This is a genomic window from Salinicola sp. NYA28a (genome assembly GCF_976982775.1).
Genome location: NZ_OZ334582.1, coordinates 2,709,769 through 2,724,353 on the forward strand (window position 1 = coordinate 2,709,769; position 14,585 = coordinate 2,724,353).

22 protein-coding genes and 1 pseudogene are annotated in these 14,585 nt (G+C 60.7%); 19 read left to right on the plus strand and 4 right to left on the minus strand.

Annotation, left to right across the window (positions count from 1 at the left end; all coding sequences use genetic code 11):
* The first annotated feature begins 26 nt into the window (after positions 1–26).
* Genes lgt through ACWHY3_RS12195 form a run of 3 tightly spaced genes read left to right on the plus strand, consistent with a single transcriptional unit; the run spans position 27 to position 2,107 of the window.
* The gene (gene lgt, locus ACWHY3_RS12185; protein WP_087720529.1) at positions 27–839 is read left to right on the plus strand and encodes a prolipoprotein diacylglyceryl transferase; all 813 of its coding nucleotides are present in this window, start codon (positions 27–29) and stop codon (positions 837–839) included.
* On the plus strand, positions 836–1,375 hold the full coding sequence (locus tag ACWHY3_RS12190) for a protein-disulfide reductase DsbD N-terminal domain-containing protein (protein WP_087720530.1): 540 nt from the start codon (positions 836–838) through the stop codon (positions 1,373–1,375). Before lgt ends, ACWHY3_RS12190 begins: the two co-directional genes overlap by 4 nt.
* Complete coding sequence (locus ACWHY3_RS12195) at positions 1,376–2,107, plus strand: sulfite exporter TauE/SafE family protein (RefSeq protein ID WP_087720531.1); 732 nt, start codon at positions 1,376–1,378, stop codon at positions 2,105–2,107.
* Here the strand turns inward: ACWHY3_RS12195 and ACWHY3_RS12200 are convergent.
* Positions 2,104–2,532 (minus strand): MerR family transcriptional regulator, encoded by a 429-nt coding sequence (locus ACWHY3_RS12200; RefSeq protein WP_448126639.1) that lies wholly within the window; start codon positions 2,530–2,532, stop codon positions 2,104–2,106. The two genes, ACWHY3_RS12195 and ACWHY3_RS12200, sit on opposite strands and share 4 nt — an antisense overlap.
* A 257-nt stretch (positions 2,533–2,789) precedes the next feature.
* On the opposite strand from ACWHY3_RS12200, the gene ACWHY3_RS12205 reads away from it, so the two are divergent.
* Both ACWHY3_RS12205 and ACWHY3_RS12210 read left to right on the plus strand, forming a co-directional pair.
* Positions 2,790–3,044, plus strand: a complete 255-nt coding sequence (locus ACWHY3_RS12205) for a hypothetical protein (RefSeq protein WP_087720533.1) — start codon at positions 2,790–2,792, stop codon at positions 3,042–3,044.
* 75 nt (positions 3,045–3,119) lie between these two features.
* Positions 3,120–3,539: an SCO family protein gene (locus ACWHY3_RS12210; protein WP_448126640.1), complete on the plus strand. Its 420-nt coding sequence runs from the start codon at positions 3,120–3,122 to the stop codon at positions 3,537–3,539.
* Here ACWHY3_RS12210 and tnpA (ACWHY3_RS12215) read toward each other — a convergent pair.
* Positions 3,523–3,954: an IS200/IS605 family transposase gene (tnpA, locus tag ACWHY3_RS12215; protein ID WP_087721126.1), complete on the minus strand. Its 432-nt coding sequence runs from the start codon at positions 3,952–3,954 to the stop codon at positions 3,523–3,525. The genes ACWHY3_RS12210 and tnpA (ACWHY3_RS12215) overlap by 17 nt on opposite strands.
* 156 nt (positions 3,955–4,110) lie before the next feature.
* Between tnpA (ACWHY3_RS12215) and ACWHY3_RS12220 the strand changes: the two genes are divergently transcribed.
* From ACWHY3_RS12220 to ACWHY3_RS12275, 12 genes and pseudogenes are all read left to right on the plus strand, one after another.
* Positions 4,111–4,437: a hypothetical protein gene (locus ACWHY3_RS12220; RefSeq protein ID WP_448126641.1), complete on the plus strand. Its 327-nt coding sequence runs from the start codon at positions 4,111–4,113 to the stop codon at positions 4,435–4,437.
* 64 nt (positions 4,438–4,501) lie between these two features.
* Positions 4,502–4,942: a DUF411 domain-containing protein gene (locus ACWHY3_RS12225; RefSeq protein WP_087720535.1), complete on the plus strand. Its 441-nt coding sequence runs from the start codon at positions 4,502–4,504 to the stop codon at positions 4,940–4,942.
* 15 nt (positions 4,943–4,957) lie between these two features.
* Entirely contained in the window at positions 4,958–5,521 is a 564-nt protein-coding gene (locus ACWHY3_RS12230; protein WP_087720536.1) for a TlpA family protein disulfide reductase, read from the plus strand.
* Positions 5,518–5,901 (plus strand): hypothetical protein, encoded by a 384-nt coding sequence (locus tag ACWHY3_RS12235; RefSeq protein ID WP_179208949.1) that lies wholly within the window; start codon positions 5,518–5,520, stop codon positions 5,899–5,901. Before ACWHY3_RS12230 ends, ACWHY3_RS12235 begins: the two co-directional genes overlap by 4 nt.
* A gap of 17 nt (positions 5,902–5,918) precedes the next feature.
* Positions 5,919–6,662: a cytochrome c biogenesis CcdA family protein gene (locus tag ACWHY3_RS12240; RefSeq protein WP_179208950.1), complete on the plus strand. Its 744-nt coding sequence runs from the start codon at positions 5,919–5,921 to the stop codon at positions 6,660–6,662.
* 23 nt (positions 6,663–6,685) lie between these two features.
* Positions 6,686–6,877, plus strand: a complete 192-nt coding sequence (locus ACWHY3_RS12245) for a hypothetical protein (protein WP_448126642.1) — start codon at positions 6,686–6,688, stop codon at positions 6,875–6,877.
* Positions 6,878–6,918: 41 nt separating this feature from the next.
* Entirely contained in the window at positions 6,919–7,209 is a 291-nt protein-coding gene (tnpA, locus tag ACWHY3_RS12250; RefSeq protein ID WP_087721070.1) for an IS66 family insertion sequence element accessory protein TnpA, read from the plus strand.
* Positions 7,206–7,550: an IS66 family insertion sequence element accessory protein TnpB gene (gene tnpB / locus ACWHY3_RS12255; RefSeq protein WP_087721071.1), complete on the plus strand. Its 345-nt coding sequence runs from the start codon at positions 7,206–7,208 to the stop codon at positions 7,548–7,550. The genes tnpA (ACWHY3_RS12250) and tnpB overlap by 4 nt, the downstream gene beginning before the upstream one ends.
* 28 nt (positions 7,551–7,578) lie before the next feature.
* Complete coding sequence (gene tnpC / locus ACWHY3_RS12260) at positions 7,579–9,210, plus strand: IS66 family transposase (RefSeq protein WP_179208974.1); 1,632 nt, start codon at positions 7,579–7,581, stop codon at positions 9,208–9,210.
* A complete protein-coding gene (locus tag ACWHY3_RS12265) occupies positions 9,200–9,469 on the plus strand; it encodes a hypothetical protein (RefSeq protein WP_087721073.1) in 270 nt (89 codons plus the stop codon). The genes tnpC and ACWHY3_RS12265 overlap by 11 nt, the downstream gene beginning before the upstream one ends.
* Before the next feature lie 74 nt (positions 9,470–9,543).
* A pseudogene (locus ACWHY3_RS12270) lies at positions 9,544–10,236 on the plus strand (WD40/YVTN/BNR-like repeat-containing protein); the annotation flags it as partial.
* Between the two features lie 31 nt (positions 10,237–10,267).
* Positions 10,268–10,687, plus strand: a complete 420-nt coding sequence (locus tag ACWHY3_RS12275; protein WP_448126643.1) for a c-type cytochrome — start codon at positions 10,268–10,270, stop codon at positions 10,685–10,687.
* A 106-nt stretch (positions 10,688–10,793) separates the two neighbouring features.
* Here ACWHY3_RS12275 and cadR read toward each other — a convergent pair whose 3' ends face one another.
* Positions 10,794–11,156 carry a Cd(II)/Pb(II)-responsive transcriptional regulator gene (gene cadR, locus ACWHY3_RS12280; RefSeq protein WP_448126644.1) on the minus strand — a complete coding sequence of 121 codons (363 nt, stop codon included), beginning with the start codon at positions 11,154–11,156 and terminating at the stop codon, positions 10,794–10,796.
* Positions 11,157–11,247: 91 nt separating this feature from the next.
* Between cadR and ACWHY3_RS12285 the strand changes: the two genes are divergently transcribed.
* A complete protein-coding gene (locus ACWHY3_RS12285; protein ID WP_448126645.1) occupies positions 11,248–12,627 on the plus strand; it encodes an IS1380 family transposase in 1,380 nt (459 codons plus the stop codon).
* A gap of 204 nt (positions 12,628–12,831) precedes the next feature.
* On the opposite strand, the gene ACWHY3_RS12290 is transcribed toward ACWHY3_RS12285, so the two are convergent.
* Positions 12,832–12,924, minus strand: coding sequence for a MerR family DNA-binding transcriptional regulator (locus tag ACWHY3_RS12290; protein ID WP_448126646.1), 93 nt, complete (start codon positions 12,922–12,924; stop codon positions 12,832–12,834).
* A gap of 139 nt (positions 12,925–13,063) precedes the next feature.
* Here ACWHY3_RS12290 and ACWHY3_RS12295 point away from each other — a divergent pair, with 139 nt between their 5' ends.
* On the plus strand, positions 13,064–14,257 hold the full coding sequence (locus ACWHY3_RS12295) for a transposase (RefSeq protein ID WP_172422032.1): 1,194 nt from the start codon (positions 13,064–13,066) through the stop codon (positions 14,255–14,257).
* Positions 14,258–14,585: the final 328 nt, after the last annotated feature.

Sequence of the window (14,585 nt, forward strand, 5' to 3'; positions counted from 1 at the left end):
TGGCTGCCAGAACATAAGGAAGACTCATGCTGCAATATCCGCAGATCGATCCCGTGGCCATCTCCCTGGGGCCCGTGCAGATTCACTGGTATGGCCTGATGTATGTGGTCGGGCTGGCCGCCGCCTGGTGGCTAGGGCGTCGTCGAGCCCATCGCCTGGGTTTGAGTCACGATGATATCGGCGATCTGATTTTTTACGCTGCCGTGGGGATCATCTTGGGTGGCCGCCTGGGCTATGCGCTGTTCTATGGGCTCGACCAGTTGCTGGCCAACCCCTTGTGGCTCTTCAGGGTCTGGGACGGGGGCATGAGCTTCCATGGCGGCCTTGCCGGTGTGCTCATCGCCGCCCTGCTGTTTGCCCGCAAGCATCGCCTGGCTTTTTTCCAGCTGACCGATTTCATCGCCCCGCTGGTGCCGATCGGCCTGGGCGCCGGGCGCCTCGGCAACTTCATCAATCACGAGTTACCGGGACGTATCAGTGACGTTCCCTGGGCCATGGTCTTCCCCCCCATGATGGGGCTGGGGCCGGAGCCGCGGCACCCTTCAGCGCTTTATGAGTTCGCCCTGGAAGGCGTGGTGCTGTTTGCCGTGCTGTGGTGGCTGTCGCGCCGACCGCGCCAGCGGGGCCTCATCTCCGGGCTGTTCCTGGTGCTGTATGGCGCCTTCCGCTTCACCGTGGAGTTCGTGCGCCTGCCCGATCCTCACCTAGGGTTCGTCGCCTTCGGCTGGCTGACCATGGGGCAGCTGTTGACCCTGCCGATGCTCATCGCGGGGCTGGCTCTGGTTGTCTGGTCAATGCGTCAGCCAGTGGATAGGGCGAAAACGGCGGCGGCCTCATGAACACGGCCTTCACCTTTCTGCTGGTGCTGCTGTTCGTCGCCACACCGGTAGCGGCCCGTGGAGAGTTTCCCGCGGGCAGTGGCAAGAGCTCCCCCTTCGGTACCTCGGCTCAACGGGAATTCCTGGCGGCTAAAGAAGCCTTCCGGGCCAGCGCCTGGCGAGACGATAGGCGGCTCTACGTCGGTTTCGTCATTGCCGAGGACTATTACCTCCACCGCCATCGGTTTGCACTGGAAAGTCGCTCTCCGGGCGTCAGTTTCGGTGAGCTGGCAATTCCCCCCAGCGAACCCATGGTGCACGCGTCTCTGGGGGAAATCGAGGTGTTCTATGACCAGGTGGTATTCAGTGCGCCCATCGAGGCGAGCGACACCGCTGCCGAGCCGCTGGCCATCGCGGTGACCTTTCAGGGGTGTTCCGACCTGGGACTCTGCTATCCGCCCGAGCAGGTCGAGCTCGACGCGCTGTACGGTTCCCCTCCGGCAGCCTTTGATTCTCCCCCTGGTGATACTGGGGATAGCGAAGAAGGAGCGCCTTGAATGGATCCCACCGACCTGAGCCTGCCGCCGCTGGCGGCGGCCTTCGTCTTCGGCCTGCTCGGAGGGGCGCACTGCATCGGCATGTGTGGCGGCATCATGAGTGCCCTCACCTTTGCCGTGCCCCCCAGCATGCGGCAGCCGGGACGCCTGGCCGGCTTGTTGCTCAGCTACAATCTGGGTCGCATCATCAGTTACATGATCGCCGGCGCCCTGGTGGCGCTACTCGGCTCAGTGCTCAATCATGCCCTGGACGGCATCGCCCTGGTGCTGCGTATCCTGGCGGCGGTCATGCTGATTCTGATGGCGCTGTATATCGCCAACTGGTGGAAGGGGTTGCTGCGTGTCGAAGCCCTGGGTCGCTCGCTGTGGCGGCGTATCGAACCGCTTGGTCGAGGCTTGATGCCCGTCGTGAAGGTGCCCCAGGCCTTCGCGCTGGGCTCGATCTGGGGCTGGATGCCCTGCGGGCTGATCTATTCAATGCTGGCCTGGAGTCTGGCCGTGGCCGAGCCGCTACGCGCCGCGGCGATGATGGGGGCCTTCGGTCTCGGCACCCTCCCCGTCGTCCTGGCGACCGGTATGGCAGCCCGCCGCGTCTCGCTATGGATTCGCCATCCAGCGACCCGCACGCTGGCGGCGCTGCTGATCATAGCGTTTGCCGTCTGGCAACTCTGGCATCTGCACTCCATGACCGGCATGGACGATATGGCCAGCATGGCGCCGTCGCATCACTAATGGCAACCGCACGGGCCATCCGTAACGATAGCCGGTTGTGCCGATCCCAGCGATTCGATCAGTTGCTTCAGGCTAGGGGCCTCGGAACCATCATCGTGGTCGATGCTTTCCAGCCATCGCGCTATCGCCTGGAGTTCATGGATCCGCGAGCGAATGTATGGCCGTTGTTCAACCAGGGGAGCGTACGTATCGCTAAGCAGAGGGCTGCCTTGGTTCGCCCAGGTCAATATCTTCTTGATGTCTGGGAGACCGACTCCCAACGAGCGAAGGCAATCAATGAGACGCAGGCGACCCAGTGCCTCCTCGTCATAGAGTTGATAGCCGTTGCGCGGGTCCCGTTGCGGTCGTAACAACCCCTCACGGGTGTAGTGGCGTACCGTTTCCGCAGTGACCCCACCAGCCCGAGCCAGTTCAGTGACTCGCATTGCCTTTTCCTCACCTACTCATTTGCAGTCAGCCTACAACCGTGCGGCCGCCCAAAGGTCAAGGCCTGGTTATAGCGCTCAATGGGTGGCCGCCCGCATGACTCGGGGGCGCCAAAAAATAAGGGCTTGACCTTGAAGTGGGCTTCAAGGATACCTTTCCAGCAAGCAGCGCCGCTGCCGGGTAAAAATCAAAGCCAGGCCGTCCATCAGCCTTGCTGGTGGAAAGGTGATTCCCAGGAAGATAGAGGAGAAGTGTCATGCGGAAACGTCACACGGCGATCTTGACTGCCGCCATCATCGTCGCCAGCGGCTTCGGTGCCGGCTCGCTTCTTGCGCAGGAAGAGAATCAGCAGGCGCCAATGGAGGGCAAGGGCATGCAGGGCGACATGATGCAGGAGCGCGGCATGCACGACATGATGGGAATGATGAGTGAAATGAATACCATGATGAAAAACTGCAATGCCATGATGGAAAGCATGCAACAGGGTCATGAGGGCGATAGCAACGCCTGAAGTGGCATTGGCCGGGGCTGCTTCGCATAGGAGTGGCCTCCGCTAGGATTGGGTGACGCGGTGGGAGGACGGTACGTGAAAAAAGAGCTCTATACACCACTACTTGTCTTGGCATTGATGACCAGTTCTCCTTCCTTTTCCCATTCCCTCGAAGATGCCGAGGCAGAGCTGCAAGAGCGGGAACGCTACGCCCAATTCGTCGACCAGCCAGCGCCGGCATTTTCGTTGACCGATACAGACGGTAATACCGTGTCGTCTTCCGACCTGGAAGAAAGCGTCGTAGTGCTCAATTTCATCTACTCGCGCTGTCAGGAAGCCTGCCCGGTGCATATGAACCTGATTGCCGAGGTGCAGGAGCGAGTCAACGATACCGGCCTACGAGATGATGTTGAAGTAAGTATCCCCCGGCAAAGCCGGGGGCTTTATATTGTTAGCCCCTCAAAGGGGCAAGAATCTGAGCCGCCTGAAGGCGGCTGCCTCACATTCCAAACTTGAGCTGATCATAATGCTCATCCACCTTTTCCTGATTCCGGATATAGGCCCTTACCATTCCTTCATCAAGCCCTACTGTCGAGACGAAATAACCTCTCGCCCAGAAGCTTTCACCAGAGAAATTTCGCGATCTGCCCATGAAATTTCTGGCTATAGATATCGCACTCTTACCTTTGATGTAGCCAACCACATGTGACACCGAGTGCTTCGGAGGGATGCTGATACACATGTGAACGTGATCACGCATCAGGTGCCCCTCTACGATCTGGCACTCCTTCTGTCTTGCCAGCTCATGGAACACCTCACCAAGGTGTTTTCGGATACCACCAAAGATCGCCTTCTTTCGCTTTTTGGGGATGAACACGACATGATACCTGCAGTTCCATGTTGTGTGAGCAAGACTCTGGTACTCTCTCATTGGGAACTTCCTATCTCTTGGCCGAGATTGGAGGTTCCCTTTGACCGCATCACACGGTCAAACCTCGGGTAGTCCCCCGGCAAAGCCGGGGGATTACCTTATTTATTTATCACCATCGCTACCGACAGCGAGGATTTTTCCGGCACGCACAACAACATGCGGGCCTACGGTGAAAATTTCGATCTGGACCCCGCCAACTGGCGTTTTCTCTATCGGGCCGAAAATGAGCCTGCTGATACCACCCGCCAGGTCGCGGAGGCCTATGGCCTTCGATTCGATGATGTGGCCGAGGGCGTCCAGGCGCATGGCGTCGTGACTCATGTCATCGACCAAACAGGACGGATGCGGGCCCGCTTTCATGGGCTCAAATTCGATCCGGAGCACCTAGTTTTCTATGTAAAGGTGTTGGCAGAAGGACCAGAGGAATTATCCACCGGGGTGTGGGATCGTATTCGCCATACTGTCGTCAACACTTTCAATTGATGGCGCGAAAGTATAACCGGCCTCGCTGCCGACCGTTCTCGTGAACCTTATGGAGTCTCCGTATATGAAACACCTGAAGAAATTCACCATGGCTGCGCTGCTGGCCTTTCCCCTATCGGGACTGGGAGCCGAAACATCAGCAACCCTCTACAAGAACCCCAACTGTGGCTGCTGCGCCGAATACGCCAAGTATCTCGAACGAAGCGGGTTCGAGGTGGAGACAATCGATACTCACGATCTCGCGAAGATGAAAGCCGAGCACGATGTCTCCGAGGAACTGCAGGGTTGCCATACCACGCTCATCGACAATTACGTCTTCGAGGGCCACGTTCCCGTGGAAAGCGTCACCCAGGTACTCGAAGAGAAACCTTTCATCAAAGGCCTGAGCGTACCCGGCATGCCGCTTGGCTCACCGGGAATGTCGGGCGAGAAACAGGGTCCACTAGAGGTCTACACCCTGGCCTTTCAGCCGACCGATACCCCTGAAGTTTACGCCACCCACTGAAGGTGAGCCTTGGTCATGAGACAACTGATCAGAACCAGTTGGGTAGCGGTGGCATTGTGGGGAATGATCACCTCTTCGGCCGTCGCCGAACCACCCGAACGTGTGGGGCCGAATGGGTTTCTTCTCTGGGAAAGCCCACGCGAGGTGTCGGAAATCAGCTTCGAGGCTGGCGACGGTACCCCGCTGACGCTGACCACCTTTGGAGGAAAGCTGATCCTGCTCAACATCTGGGCGACCTGGTGTGGCCCTTGCCGCGAGGAGATGCCCACCCTGGATGCCCTCCAGGCTAAATTGGGTGGTACGGATTTCGAGGTCGTCGCGCTCTCGATAGACCGCAAGGGCATCGAAGTCGTCAACGAATTCTATCAGGAGGTGGGGATCGAGCATCTCGCTCCCTACGTCGATCCAACCGGCATGGCCAGCGCGAACCTGGGTGCCGTGGGTATTCCCACGACGCTTCTGCTCGACCGCCAGGGCAGAGAGATCGGACGCCTGGTCGGGGAGGCCGAGTGGGATACCCCTGAAATGATCAACTTTCTTGCCGAAACCATAGAAACCACCCAGGAGGACGCGCCATGAGTTGCTGTGACGACAAGCCCCAAAAGAGACAAGAGAAAGCCGGACTGAAAGGCCTGGTAACAGGCCCGCGCCGATGGATGCTGCTGGGCGCCGTGGCGGTGGCCGGTGGCCTTGCCATGGGCTGGGATCAGTTGGTCCTGCTCGGCCTCGCGCCTCTCCTGGTGAGCCTCTTGCCTTGTCTCGTCATGTGTGGACTGGGGCTTTGCATGATGAAATGCAAGCACAAGACAGGCAAATCAACTGACCCGAGTGAAGCCACCGACGCGCAAGCCGGGGTGGAAGCCTCCACAGCGGTACCCACGGAGACGGCATCCGCCAATCGTCTATCAGCGGATCACCAGGTGCCGTCCGAGCGGCCCATATCCAAGTTCCAAGCCTAGCCGCGGGATAAGCGAGGATGCTGGAGCTTGCCAATATCGGCCTGGCGACGGCCTTTCTGGCGGGCCTGATCTCGTTCGCTTCGCCCTGTGTCTTGCCGCTCGTGCCGGGCTATCTTTCCTTCGTCGCCGGGCGCTCGCTGGGGCAGATACGAGAAGCGGATCGACGGGAACGACTCCGGGTGTTGACCCAGTCGATCTGGTTCGTGCTCGGGTTCACCACGATATTCCTGATGCTGGGCGCCAGTGCCACGGCCATCGGGCGCCTGCTACTGATCTATCGCCAGGAGGCGAACCTGGTCGGCGGCCTCATCGTCATCCTGTTCGGTGCCTTCATGACCGGGCTCATTCCGCTGCATGGGTTACAGCGGGAATGGCGGTTGATCAACCGGCTCAAGGAAGCGGGCGGGGGGCCTGGTGCAGCCTACCTCCTGGGTGTGGCGTTCGCCTTCGGCTGGACCCCCTGCATCGGCCCGATCCTGGGCGCCATCCTGACTGTCAGCGCCTCGACGGCCAATGCCTCGAGCGGTATGGCGTTGCTCGGCATCTATTCGCTGGGCCTGGGGGTGCCCTTTCTGTTGACGGCGGTGTCGCTCGATCGCTTCCTGCACCACCAGCCATTCCTGCGCCGCTGGGGCCGAGCCATGCATCTGACGGCCGGGCTGATCATGATCCTGATGGGTATCCTGATGGTTACTGGCAAACTGTCCGAACTGTCCTATTGGTTATTGCGCACCTTCCCTGCGCTGGGCAGCATCGGCTAGCCGTTATTCGAGGAAATATTGCAATGAACAAGATCGCGAGTCGCTTCTGGCGTGCCCTGTCATTGACGAGCTGGGTCATGGCCAGCCTGAGCTTCGTCGGCACGGCCGGGGCCGCCGAGGAGGCATTGCCAGCGCTGAGTTATGACCAAACAAGCGAACGGCTGCTCAAGGGTAAGCGTTCATTCCAGGACGCCCTGCCATCCCAGCGAGCGTGACCCTAAAGTAACCTCACACTCATCAACACGAGGTTACTCTCATGAGCAAGCGCCGCACTCCGGACCAATGGCAGGGTCTGATTGATCAGCAGCGCCACAGCGGCCTGTCCGCGCTGCAGTTCTGTAAGCAACAAGGCATCGGTTATGCCAGCTTTCGCAGCTGGCGCAAGCGGCTTTGCGAAAGCCCGGTCTCTGACTCGACCGAGACCGAGCAGTCGGATTTTCTGGATCTGTCGGCATTGATGGGCGCTTCGCCGTCTTGCGGGCCAGGTTGGACTATTGTGTTGAGTCTGGGTAATGGCGTCGAACTGCGGCTGAGCCAGAACGGATGATCGGGCTCGATAGCCAGGCCCGGATTTGGCTGTGCACCGAGCCCACCGACATGCGTAAGTCCTTCCGGGGACTGAGCGCGCTGGTACGCAACCAGCTCAACCGCGACCCGCTCAGTGGCCAGTACTTTGTGTTCATCAACCGGCGCAAGACCCAGATGAAGATGCTGTACTTCAGCCGCACCGGTTATTGCTTGTGGGCCAAGCGCCTGGAGCGGGGTCAGTTCCAGGTGCGTGCGTCAGCGTCTGGCCAGCGAGCGTTGACGCTGGCCGATCTGCAGCTGCTGATCGACGGCATTGAGGTGCAAAAAGTTCGCCGCTTCAAGCGTTTTTCAGCAGCGTAAGCACTCAGGGTCCGGTATAATAGCGGCCATGAAATCAACTGCTTGCACGCCTGAACCCACCGCACCGTCTCACTCGGCCCTGGTCGAGGAGAACGCGCTGCTGCGCGAGCAGGTTCAGGGGATGCAGCGCCAGCTGGATTGGTTCAAGAAGCAGCTGTTCGGCCCCAAGTCCGAGAAGCAGGTCTTTGACCTGCCGGGACAGGACAGCCTGTTCCAGCCGGAGCAGGCGCCCGTCCCGGACAAGGCGCCCGAGGATGACAAGCGCACGGTCGGCGCCTATCAGCGCGGCACCGCCAAGAAGCAGCGCGACGATGACTGCTTGAACGATACCGGTCTGCGCTTCAGCGCCGATGTGCCGGTGGAAGTCATCGAGCAGCTGCCGCCGGAGCTGACTGGGCCGGACGCCGATCGGTATGAAATCCTCGGAACCAAGACTACCTTCCGGCTAGCCCAGCGAGCGGCCAGCTATGTGGTACTCCAGTGCGAACGCCCGGTATTGCGCCGCAAAGGCACCGACAAGCCAGTGACCGCCCCGGCGCCGCCCAACGTGCTCGACAACAGCCTGGCCGATGTCAGCCTGCTGGCCGGACTGCTGGTGGACAAGTTCCAGTTCCATCTGCCGCTGTACCGCCAGCATCAGCGCATTCAGCAGGCTGGGGTCACCGTCAGCCGCAGCACGCTGAGCAACCTGGTCAAACGCGCCATCGATCTGCTGCGCCCCATCGTCGATGCCCAGACCGATAATGTGCTGCGCAGCCGGGTGCTGGCCATGGACGAAACGCCAATCAAGGCCGGCCATCAGGGCCGGGCTGGCCCGCAAAAAGGCAAAATGAAATCCGGCTGGTTCTGGCCGCTGTACGGCGATGACGATGAGGTGGTGTTCACCTACTCCAACAGCCGTGGACGGGGCCACATCGAGCAGGTGCTGAGCGAGCAGTTCACCGGCACGCTGATCAGCGACGGGTACGCCGCCTATGCCCGCTACGCCGCAGCACAGGACGGCGTTACCCATGCCCAGTGCTGGGTCCACGGCCGGCGTTACTTCATCGAGGCCCAGAAGGAGCATCCGCAGCAGGCTGGCGAGGCGCTTCAGCAGATCGCCAAGCTCTATCACAACGAAGACAACATCCGTGCTCAACAGCTCACTGGCGAGACGAAGCGCCAGTACCGGTTGGCGCACTCGAAGCCAGTCGTCGACGACTTCTTCCAGTGGTGCCGCGATCAGTTGGAACGTGGCGAGCTGTTGCCCAGCGATGCGCTGACCAAAGCCCTGAATTATATGCTCAGCCGTGAAGCGAGCCTGACCGTGTTCCTGGAAGATCCAGACGTACAACCGGACACCAACCACCTGGAGCGGGCGCTGCGCCCCATTCCAATGGGCAAGAAAAATTGGATGTTTTGCTGGACGGAACTCGGCGCCGAACACCTCGGGCTCATCCAAAGCCTGATCACCACCTGCAAACTGCATGACGTCAATCCGTACACCTATCTGGTGGATGTGCTGCAGCGCATCAGCCAACACCCGGCCAGGGAGGTCGCGCAACTGACGCCAAGACGGTGGAAGACCCACTTCGCGGACAAGCCGTTACGCTCGTTGCTCGATCCCCGTCATCCGCACAGACAGCCCGAATCACCAGAGGCCGTTCGCCATGCGCATTGATGAGATGACCCTCGATCAGTTACTGGAGCTCAATGACGTCATCTGCCAGCGCATCGATGAACTCAAGGAACAGGAAACCCTGCAGGCGCTGAGCCAGCTGCGTGTCGGGCTCAAGGTCTCCTTCAGCACCCGGGAGGGACGGGCGTTCGGCATCGTTACCAAGATCAACCGCAAGAGCGTGATCGTGCTGGCCGAAGACGGAACCACACAGTACAAAGTCTCGCCGCAATTACTGACACCGCTTCATGAAGTGAAGTGATCAGCTTGCCTGGGGGCGTCTACTACGTCCCCGAATGAACGCTTACGCTCAAGGTCCAGGCCAACCAGCTTTTCGAGAGCACGGATGGCGGGGCGGCCTGGACGATGATTCGCTTGCCCCACGAAGTAGCGGAGGGACGGTTGGTAACGGTATCGGCAACCGCCGAACAGGCTCTCTATATCGCGGGCCCCTCGATCGGAGTGCAGCGCAGCATCAATCAGGGAGAAAGCTGGCACGAGATCGATGAGGGGCTGCCTAGCCAAAACGTTATCGCATTCACCGTGCATCGTAACCAGCCAGAAACGCTTTATGCTGTTGTCGTCGATGACGGCCTCTACCAGAGCGAAGATGCCGGCACGACCTGGAAGAAGATGGATAGCGGTCCTGCCCAGGCCGTTCGTCGGCTCGTCCACTCCGATATGGAGGGTAGCATGCAGACCGGCTGGATCTATGCGGTGTCCGACGATGCGGTTCGCCTGTCGATGGACTGCTTCTGCGGTTGGCGACCGACCGGAGAGCTCGATGCAGGCAGGGTCTATGATCTGGCCTACAAGTTCGACGATCCCGAGCACGTCTATGTGGCCACGGAGCAAGGACTGTGGCGCAGCGTCAATGGCGGCCAGGAGTGGCAGCAAGTAAAGGGTGATGGCCCGACGCTCGTCGCGCTTACGCTTGCGCCGAAAGGAACGCTCTACGCCCTGGATCGCGAGGGGGAGCTCATGCGCAGCGAAGATCAGGGCCAAACCTGGACACCGCTCGATGCGTAAGCGCTTGATCCTTGTCACAACGTGGCTGCTGATGAGTGCCGCGGGGCAGGCCATGGCGGGGGGTGGCCCCTCTTCGCGCGATACCTCTCGGCTGGAAGAGGGAGAAAGGATCTACCAGCAGTACTGTGCCAGCTGCCACGGCAGCGAGGGCGAGGGCCAGCCGAACTGGGAGCGCCAGAATGCCCAGGGCGAATTGCCGGCTCCCCCTCACGGGCCGGAGGGACATACCTGGAAACACTCCGATGCTATGCTCTACCGGATCATCGCCGAGGGATGGCGCGATCCCTGGAACAAGACCGAGAGACTCACCATGCCGGCCTTCGAGGATGTCCTGACCCCCGCCGAGATCCGCTCTGTGATTAATTTCCTCAAGTCGTTATGGACATCGGAGCAACGACACCACCAGGCGGAAGAAAGCGTAGGAGCTCCATTTCCGACGCAAAGTGAGTAGCTGTGGGGCTAGGAATTGAGGGTAAGCGGATTAAATGGTTGATCTTACCTTTGCATGAGAGTGAGACAGACCGGCATCTCATCGGATTATCTGGTTGATGCTTCACCTACTGCTGGTGCATGTTTCCTTCGCTAATTCCAGCAAGAACCCCACACGCCTCAACCTCCCGGTCATCGTTGCAACTCGCTCTCAGTGAAACGAGTTGTTTCTCAAGCGCTTGCAGAGCGGTTATCTGCGACCGCACATGAGAGATGTGATCATCGAGCAAGGCGTTGACGGCGGTACAAGGCTGATGAGGGTCGTCCTGATAGCTCTGTAGTTCGTGAATCTCAGCCAGTGACAGGCCCAGGATTCTGCAGCGACGGATGAAGGCCAGCCCCTCACCATGCTTCTCGGTATAGACACGGTAACCGTTGTCCTGCCGATCAGGCGGCGGCAACAAGCCCTGCTGTTCACCCGGCTTATTCATGAGGCCGGCCCGAAAACGAAGATAGCGGATGGTATTCTCTTGAAAATTCAGTGTGTTCCGCCAAGAATCTGAACCAAGAGAGCCATCCGCTATGGGTGAAAGCCTATCCACCTGGACGCCCTCATGCAACGGCGCTGTCCGTGTTGAGCTGAGCGGCCAGCGCACCACTAGCGACAGCGGCGCCCTGCTGCTGCGTGAAGCCCTCGACAACAGCGGCGTGATCGAGGCGCTGGAAGACAATCTGGTCGACTTCCGCAACCCGCTACGCATCCGCCACTCGCTGGCCAGCCAGCTGCGTACCCTGGTGCTGCAGCGTGCGATGGGCTGGATCGACCTCAGCGATACCGACACGCTGCGCCGTGATCCGCTCTGGCAGCTGGCCTGCAGCGATGCGCGCGGGACAACGCCCCTGGCCCAGGACCGGCCCTCTCAAGCCACGCTGTCGCGGCTGCTGACCTGCCTCGGGCGCTGCGACAATATCGATGCCGTGCACGAAGGCCTGCTGCGACTGGTGATCTGGCGCCTGACCGCGCTGAAGAACGGCGAGCGCCCCAAGCAGCTGACGCTGGACATCGACGGCCTGCCGATCGAGGTCCACGGCCACCAGGGCGGCTCGGCCTATCATGGCCTGTACGGCGCGCGGATCTATTCACCGCTGGTCGCCTCGCTGGCAGAAACCGGCGACATGGTGGGCGGCCTGCTGCGCGAGGGCAACGCCGGCCCGGCCGAGAACGCCGACACCTGGATCCCGCATCTGGTGCGGCGACTCAACGAGAGCACCGGCGCCCAGGTTCGGGTGCGCATCGACGCCGGTTTCACCGACAACGCGACGCTGGAGGCCCTGGAAGAGTGCGACATCGAGTACCTGGGCCGACTGCGCAGTCACTCCGGCCTGCAGAAACTGGCGGCACCGCACCTGAAGCGGCCACCCGGCCGGCCACCCGAGCAGCCTCGCGAGTGGTGCCACGATCTGGAGTATCAAGCGGGCTCTTGGTCGGCACCGCGTCGCGTGGTGCTGGTGGTGCAGGAACGCCCCGATGACCTGCTGCTGCATGCCTTCTTCCTGGTCACCAACCTCGGCAAGTTCGACTGGCCGCCGGAGAAGGTCCTGGCGCTCTACCGCAAGCGCGGCAGCGCCGAGGCGCACATGGGCGAGGTGAAGTCGGCGCTCGACGTGCACCTCTCGTCGACCGATCGCGGCGCCTCCACCGTTCAGGACGTGATGGCACGCAACGAGGTGAGCCTGCTGCTCAGCCTCTACGCCTACCAGGTCCTGCATGGCCTGCGCTGCCTGCTGGAGCGGCAGACCCGGCAAGGCTGGAGCCTCAGCCGGATGCGCGAGCAGGTGCTGAAGGTCGCCGCCACGCTGAGACTGCACGCTCGGCGAATCACCGTTCATCTGGGTGCCGCCGCCGACAAGTGGTGGCCGACGCTGCTGAAGGGGCTGCCGAAGCTGACCGCACTGAGCTGACGCTTCTGCGAGACCACCACAGCATCAGAAAGCGAGCGACCGGAGCGGCGGGCGGCGATCACGGCTGCTTGGACGGTCGCCATTGATTCCAAAGAGCTATAAGGAAGCGGGGAAATTTCAGCGTTTTGGCATTACTCAACAGCTATTCGCGCTGAAGAAGCCGATCCTGATAAGCGATGCCACCAGTCAGTACCTTCAGACCGCTCAATCAGCACCCTCGTGAATGAGGCGGGGTTCATAGAAGCGGATCGTCTGTGTTTCGACCCCTACCAACTGCGCCAACTGACCAATGCGCATCAGCCTCCTCCCCAACGGATTCTTTACTCTATTGACCTTATAGTAGCCCTGAATCCGTGAGACCGGCCCCCGGAAGCACTTCTAACCCACTGACCTGCATGGCAATATAGCCATTATCGCCATTCACCCAGACAGTGCCATGCCCAACATAAAGTTCCGCGCCAGTCGCCGCACCCTCACCAGCCACGCCGGGCTGTCCATCATCGGGCAATGCTTCGAGATCGCTGGCGTCGACAGCATCGACAGCCGCTTCCCCACCACGCTGGGCATGCGCACCAGTGACGTGATCAAGAGCTACCTGGGCCTGCTGTGTCTGGGCATGAGCGACTATGACGCTGTCGAGAACTTCCGCCGCGACAAGCCCTTCCAACAACTGCTGACCCTGCAGAAGGTGCCGAGCGCGGCGACGCTGCGACAGCGGCTGGAAAAACTTGCCGCCAACGACCTGCAGGCGCGCACCGCCACCTGGTCCACGACCCTGCTGTCACTGATCGAAGCACCGATCACCGCCGAGACGACGCACGTCTGCCTGGACATCGACACCTTCGTCATGGACAACAGCAACTCGAAGAAGGAAGGCGTCTCGCGGACCTACCAGAAGGTCGATGGCTACACCCCGATCGCCGCCTACCTGGGCAACGAAGGGTGGTGCCTGGGTCTGGAACTGCGGCCTGGCAAGCAGCACACCATGAAGGAGAGCAACGCCTTCCTGGAGCGGGTACTGCCTCGCGCCCAATGCTTGACCAAGCAACCGATCCTGTTACGCGAGGACAGCGGCTTCGACAGCCAGGCGCTGTGGCCGCAGACCGTCTCGATCCACGACGACAACAAGACCGAATACGTCGTCCAACGCGTGATGCGCCTGGTAGAGCGCACCGCCGATCGCGATGGCCAGTTGCTGCTCGAACCGGACTATGAGTTGGAAGGCTGGTGGACCAGCCTGGACGAGGCGCCGGAGGCGGTGATCAAACGCTACCAGGCGCATGCCACCCATGAGCAGTTTCACAGCGAGATCAAGACCGATCTCGACCTGGAGCGCTTGCCGTCCGGCAAGTTCGCCACCAACGATCTGATCCTGCATCTCGCCCAGTTGGCCTACAACATCCTGCGCCTGATGGGACAGCTGGGCATGACCGGCGAGCTGAGCCCGGTTCGCCACCCGGCCAAGCGGCGCCGGCTGCGCACCGTGCTACAAGAGCTGGTGCACCGTGCGGCTCTCGTGATTCACAAGGCACGGCAGATCATCCTCGACTTCGGGCAGGATATCGGGCGCATGACGGTGCTCAAGACGCTGCGGAGCCGACTGCGTTATCCACGAGGAACGCCATGCTGACCGTCAATCGGCGACACTCTATCCACAAGCAGTTCCAAGCGACACGCGATCGCCAGATATGTCGTGCCTGGCGGGTGGAAAGGCATGACAAAACGGGCCGTCAGCACCGATCAGCACGGTGGGTTTTGGCAATAACGGGCTTGCGAAAGCCAACTTGCACGGGGCGAATGATCAAAAAGTGCTCGCTGGCGGTGATAGGGAAAGTGTCGGCGCCGGCTTCACGGATTCAGGACAATGTTTCCCGTACCAGTGCCCTATCAAGTGGTGAGCCCGCCTCATTCACGAGGGTGCTGATTGAGCGGTCTGAAGGTACTGACTGGTGGCATCG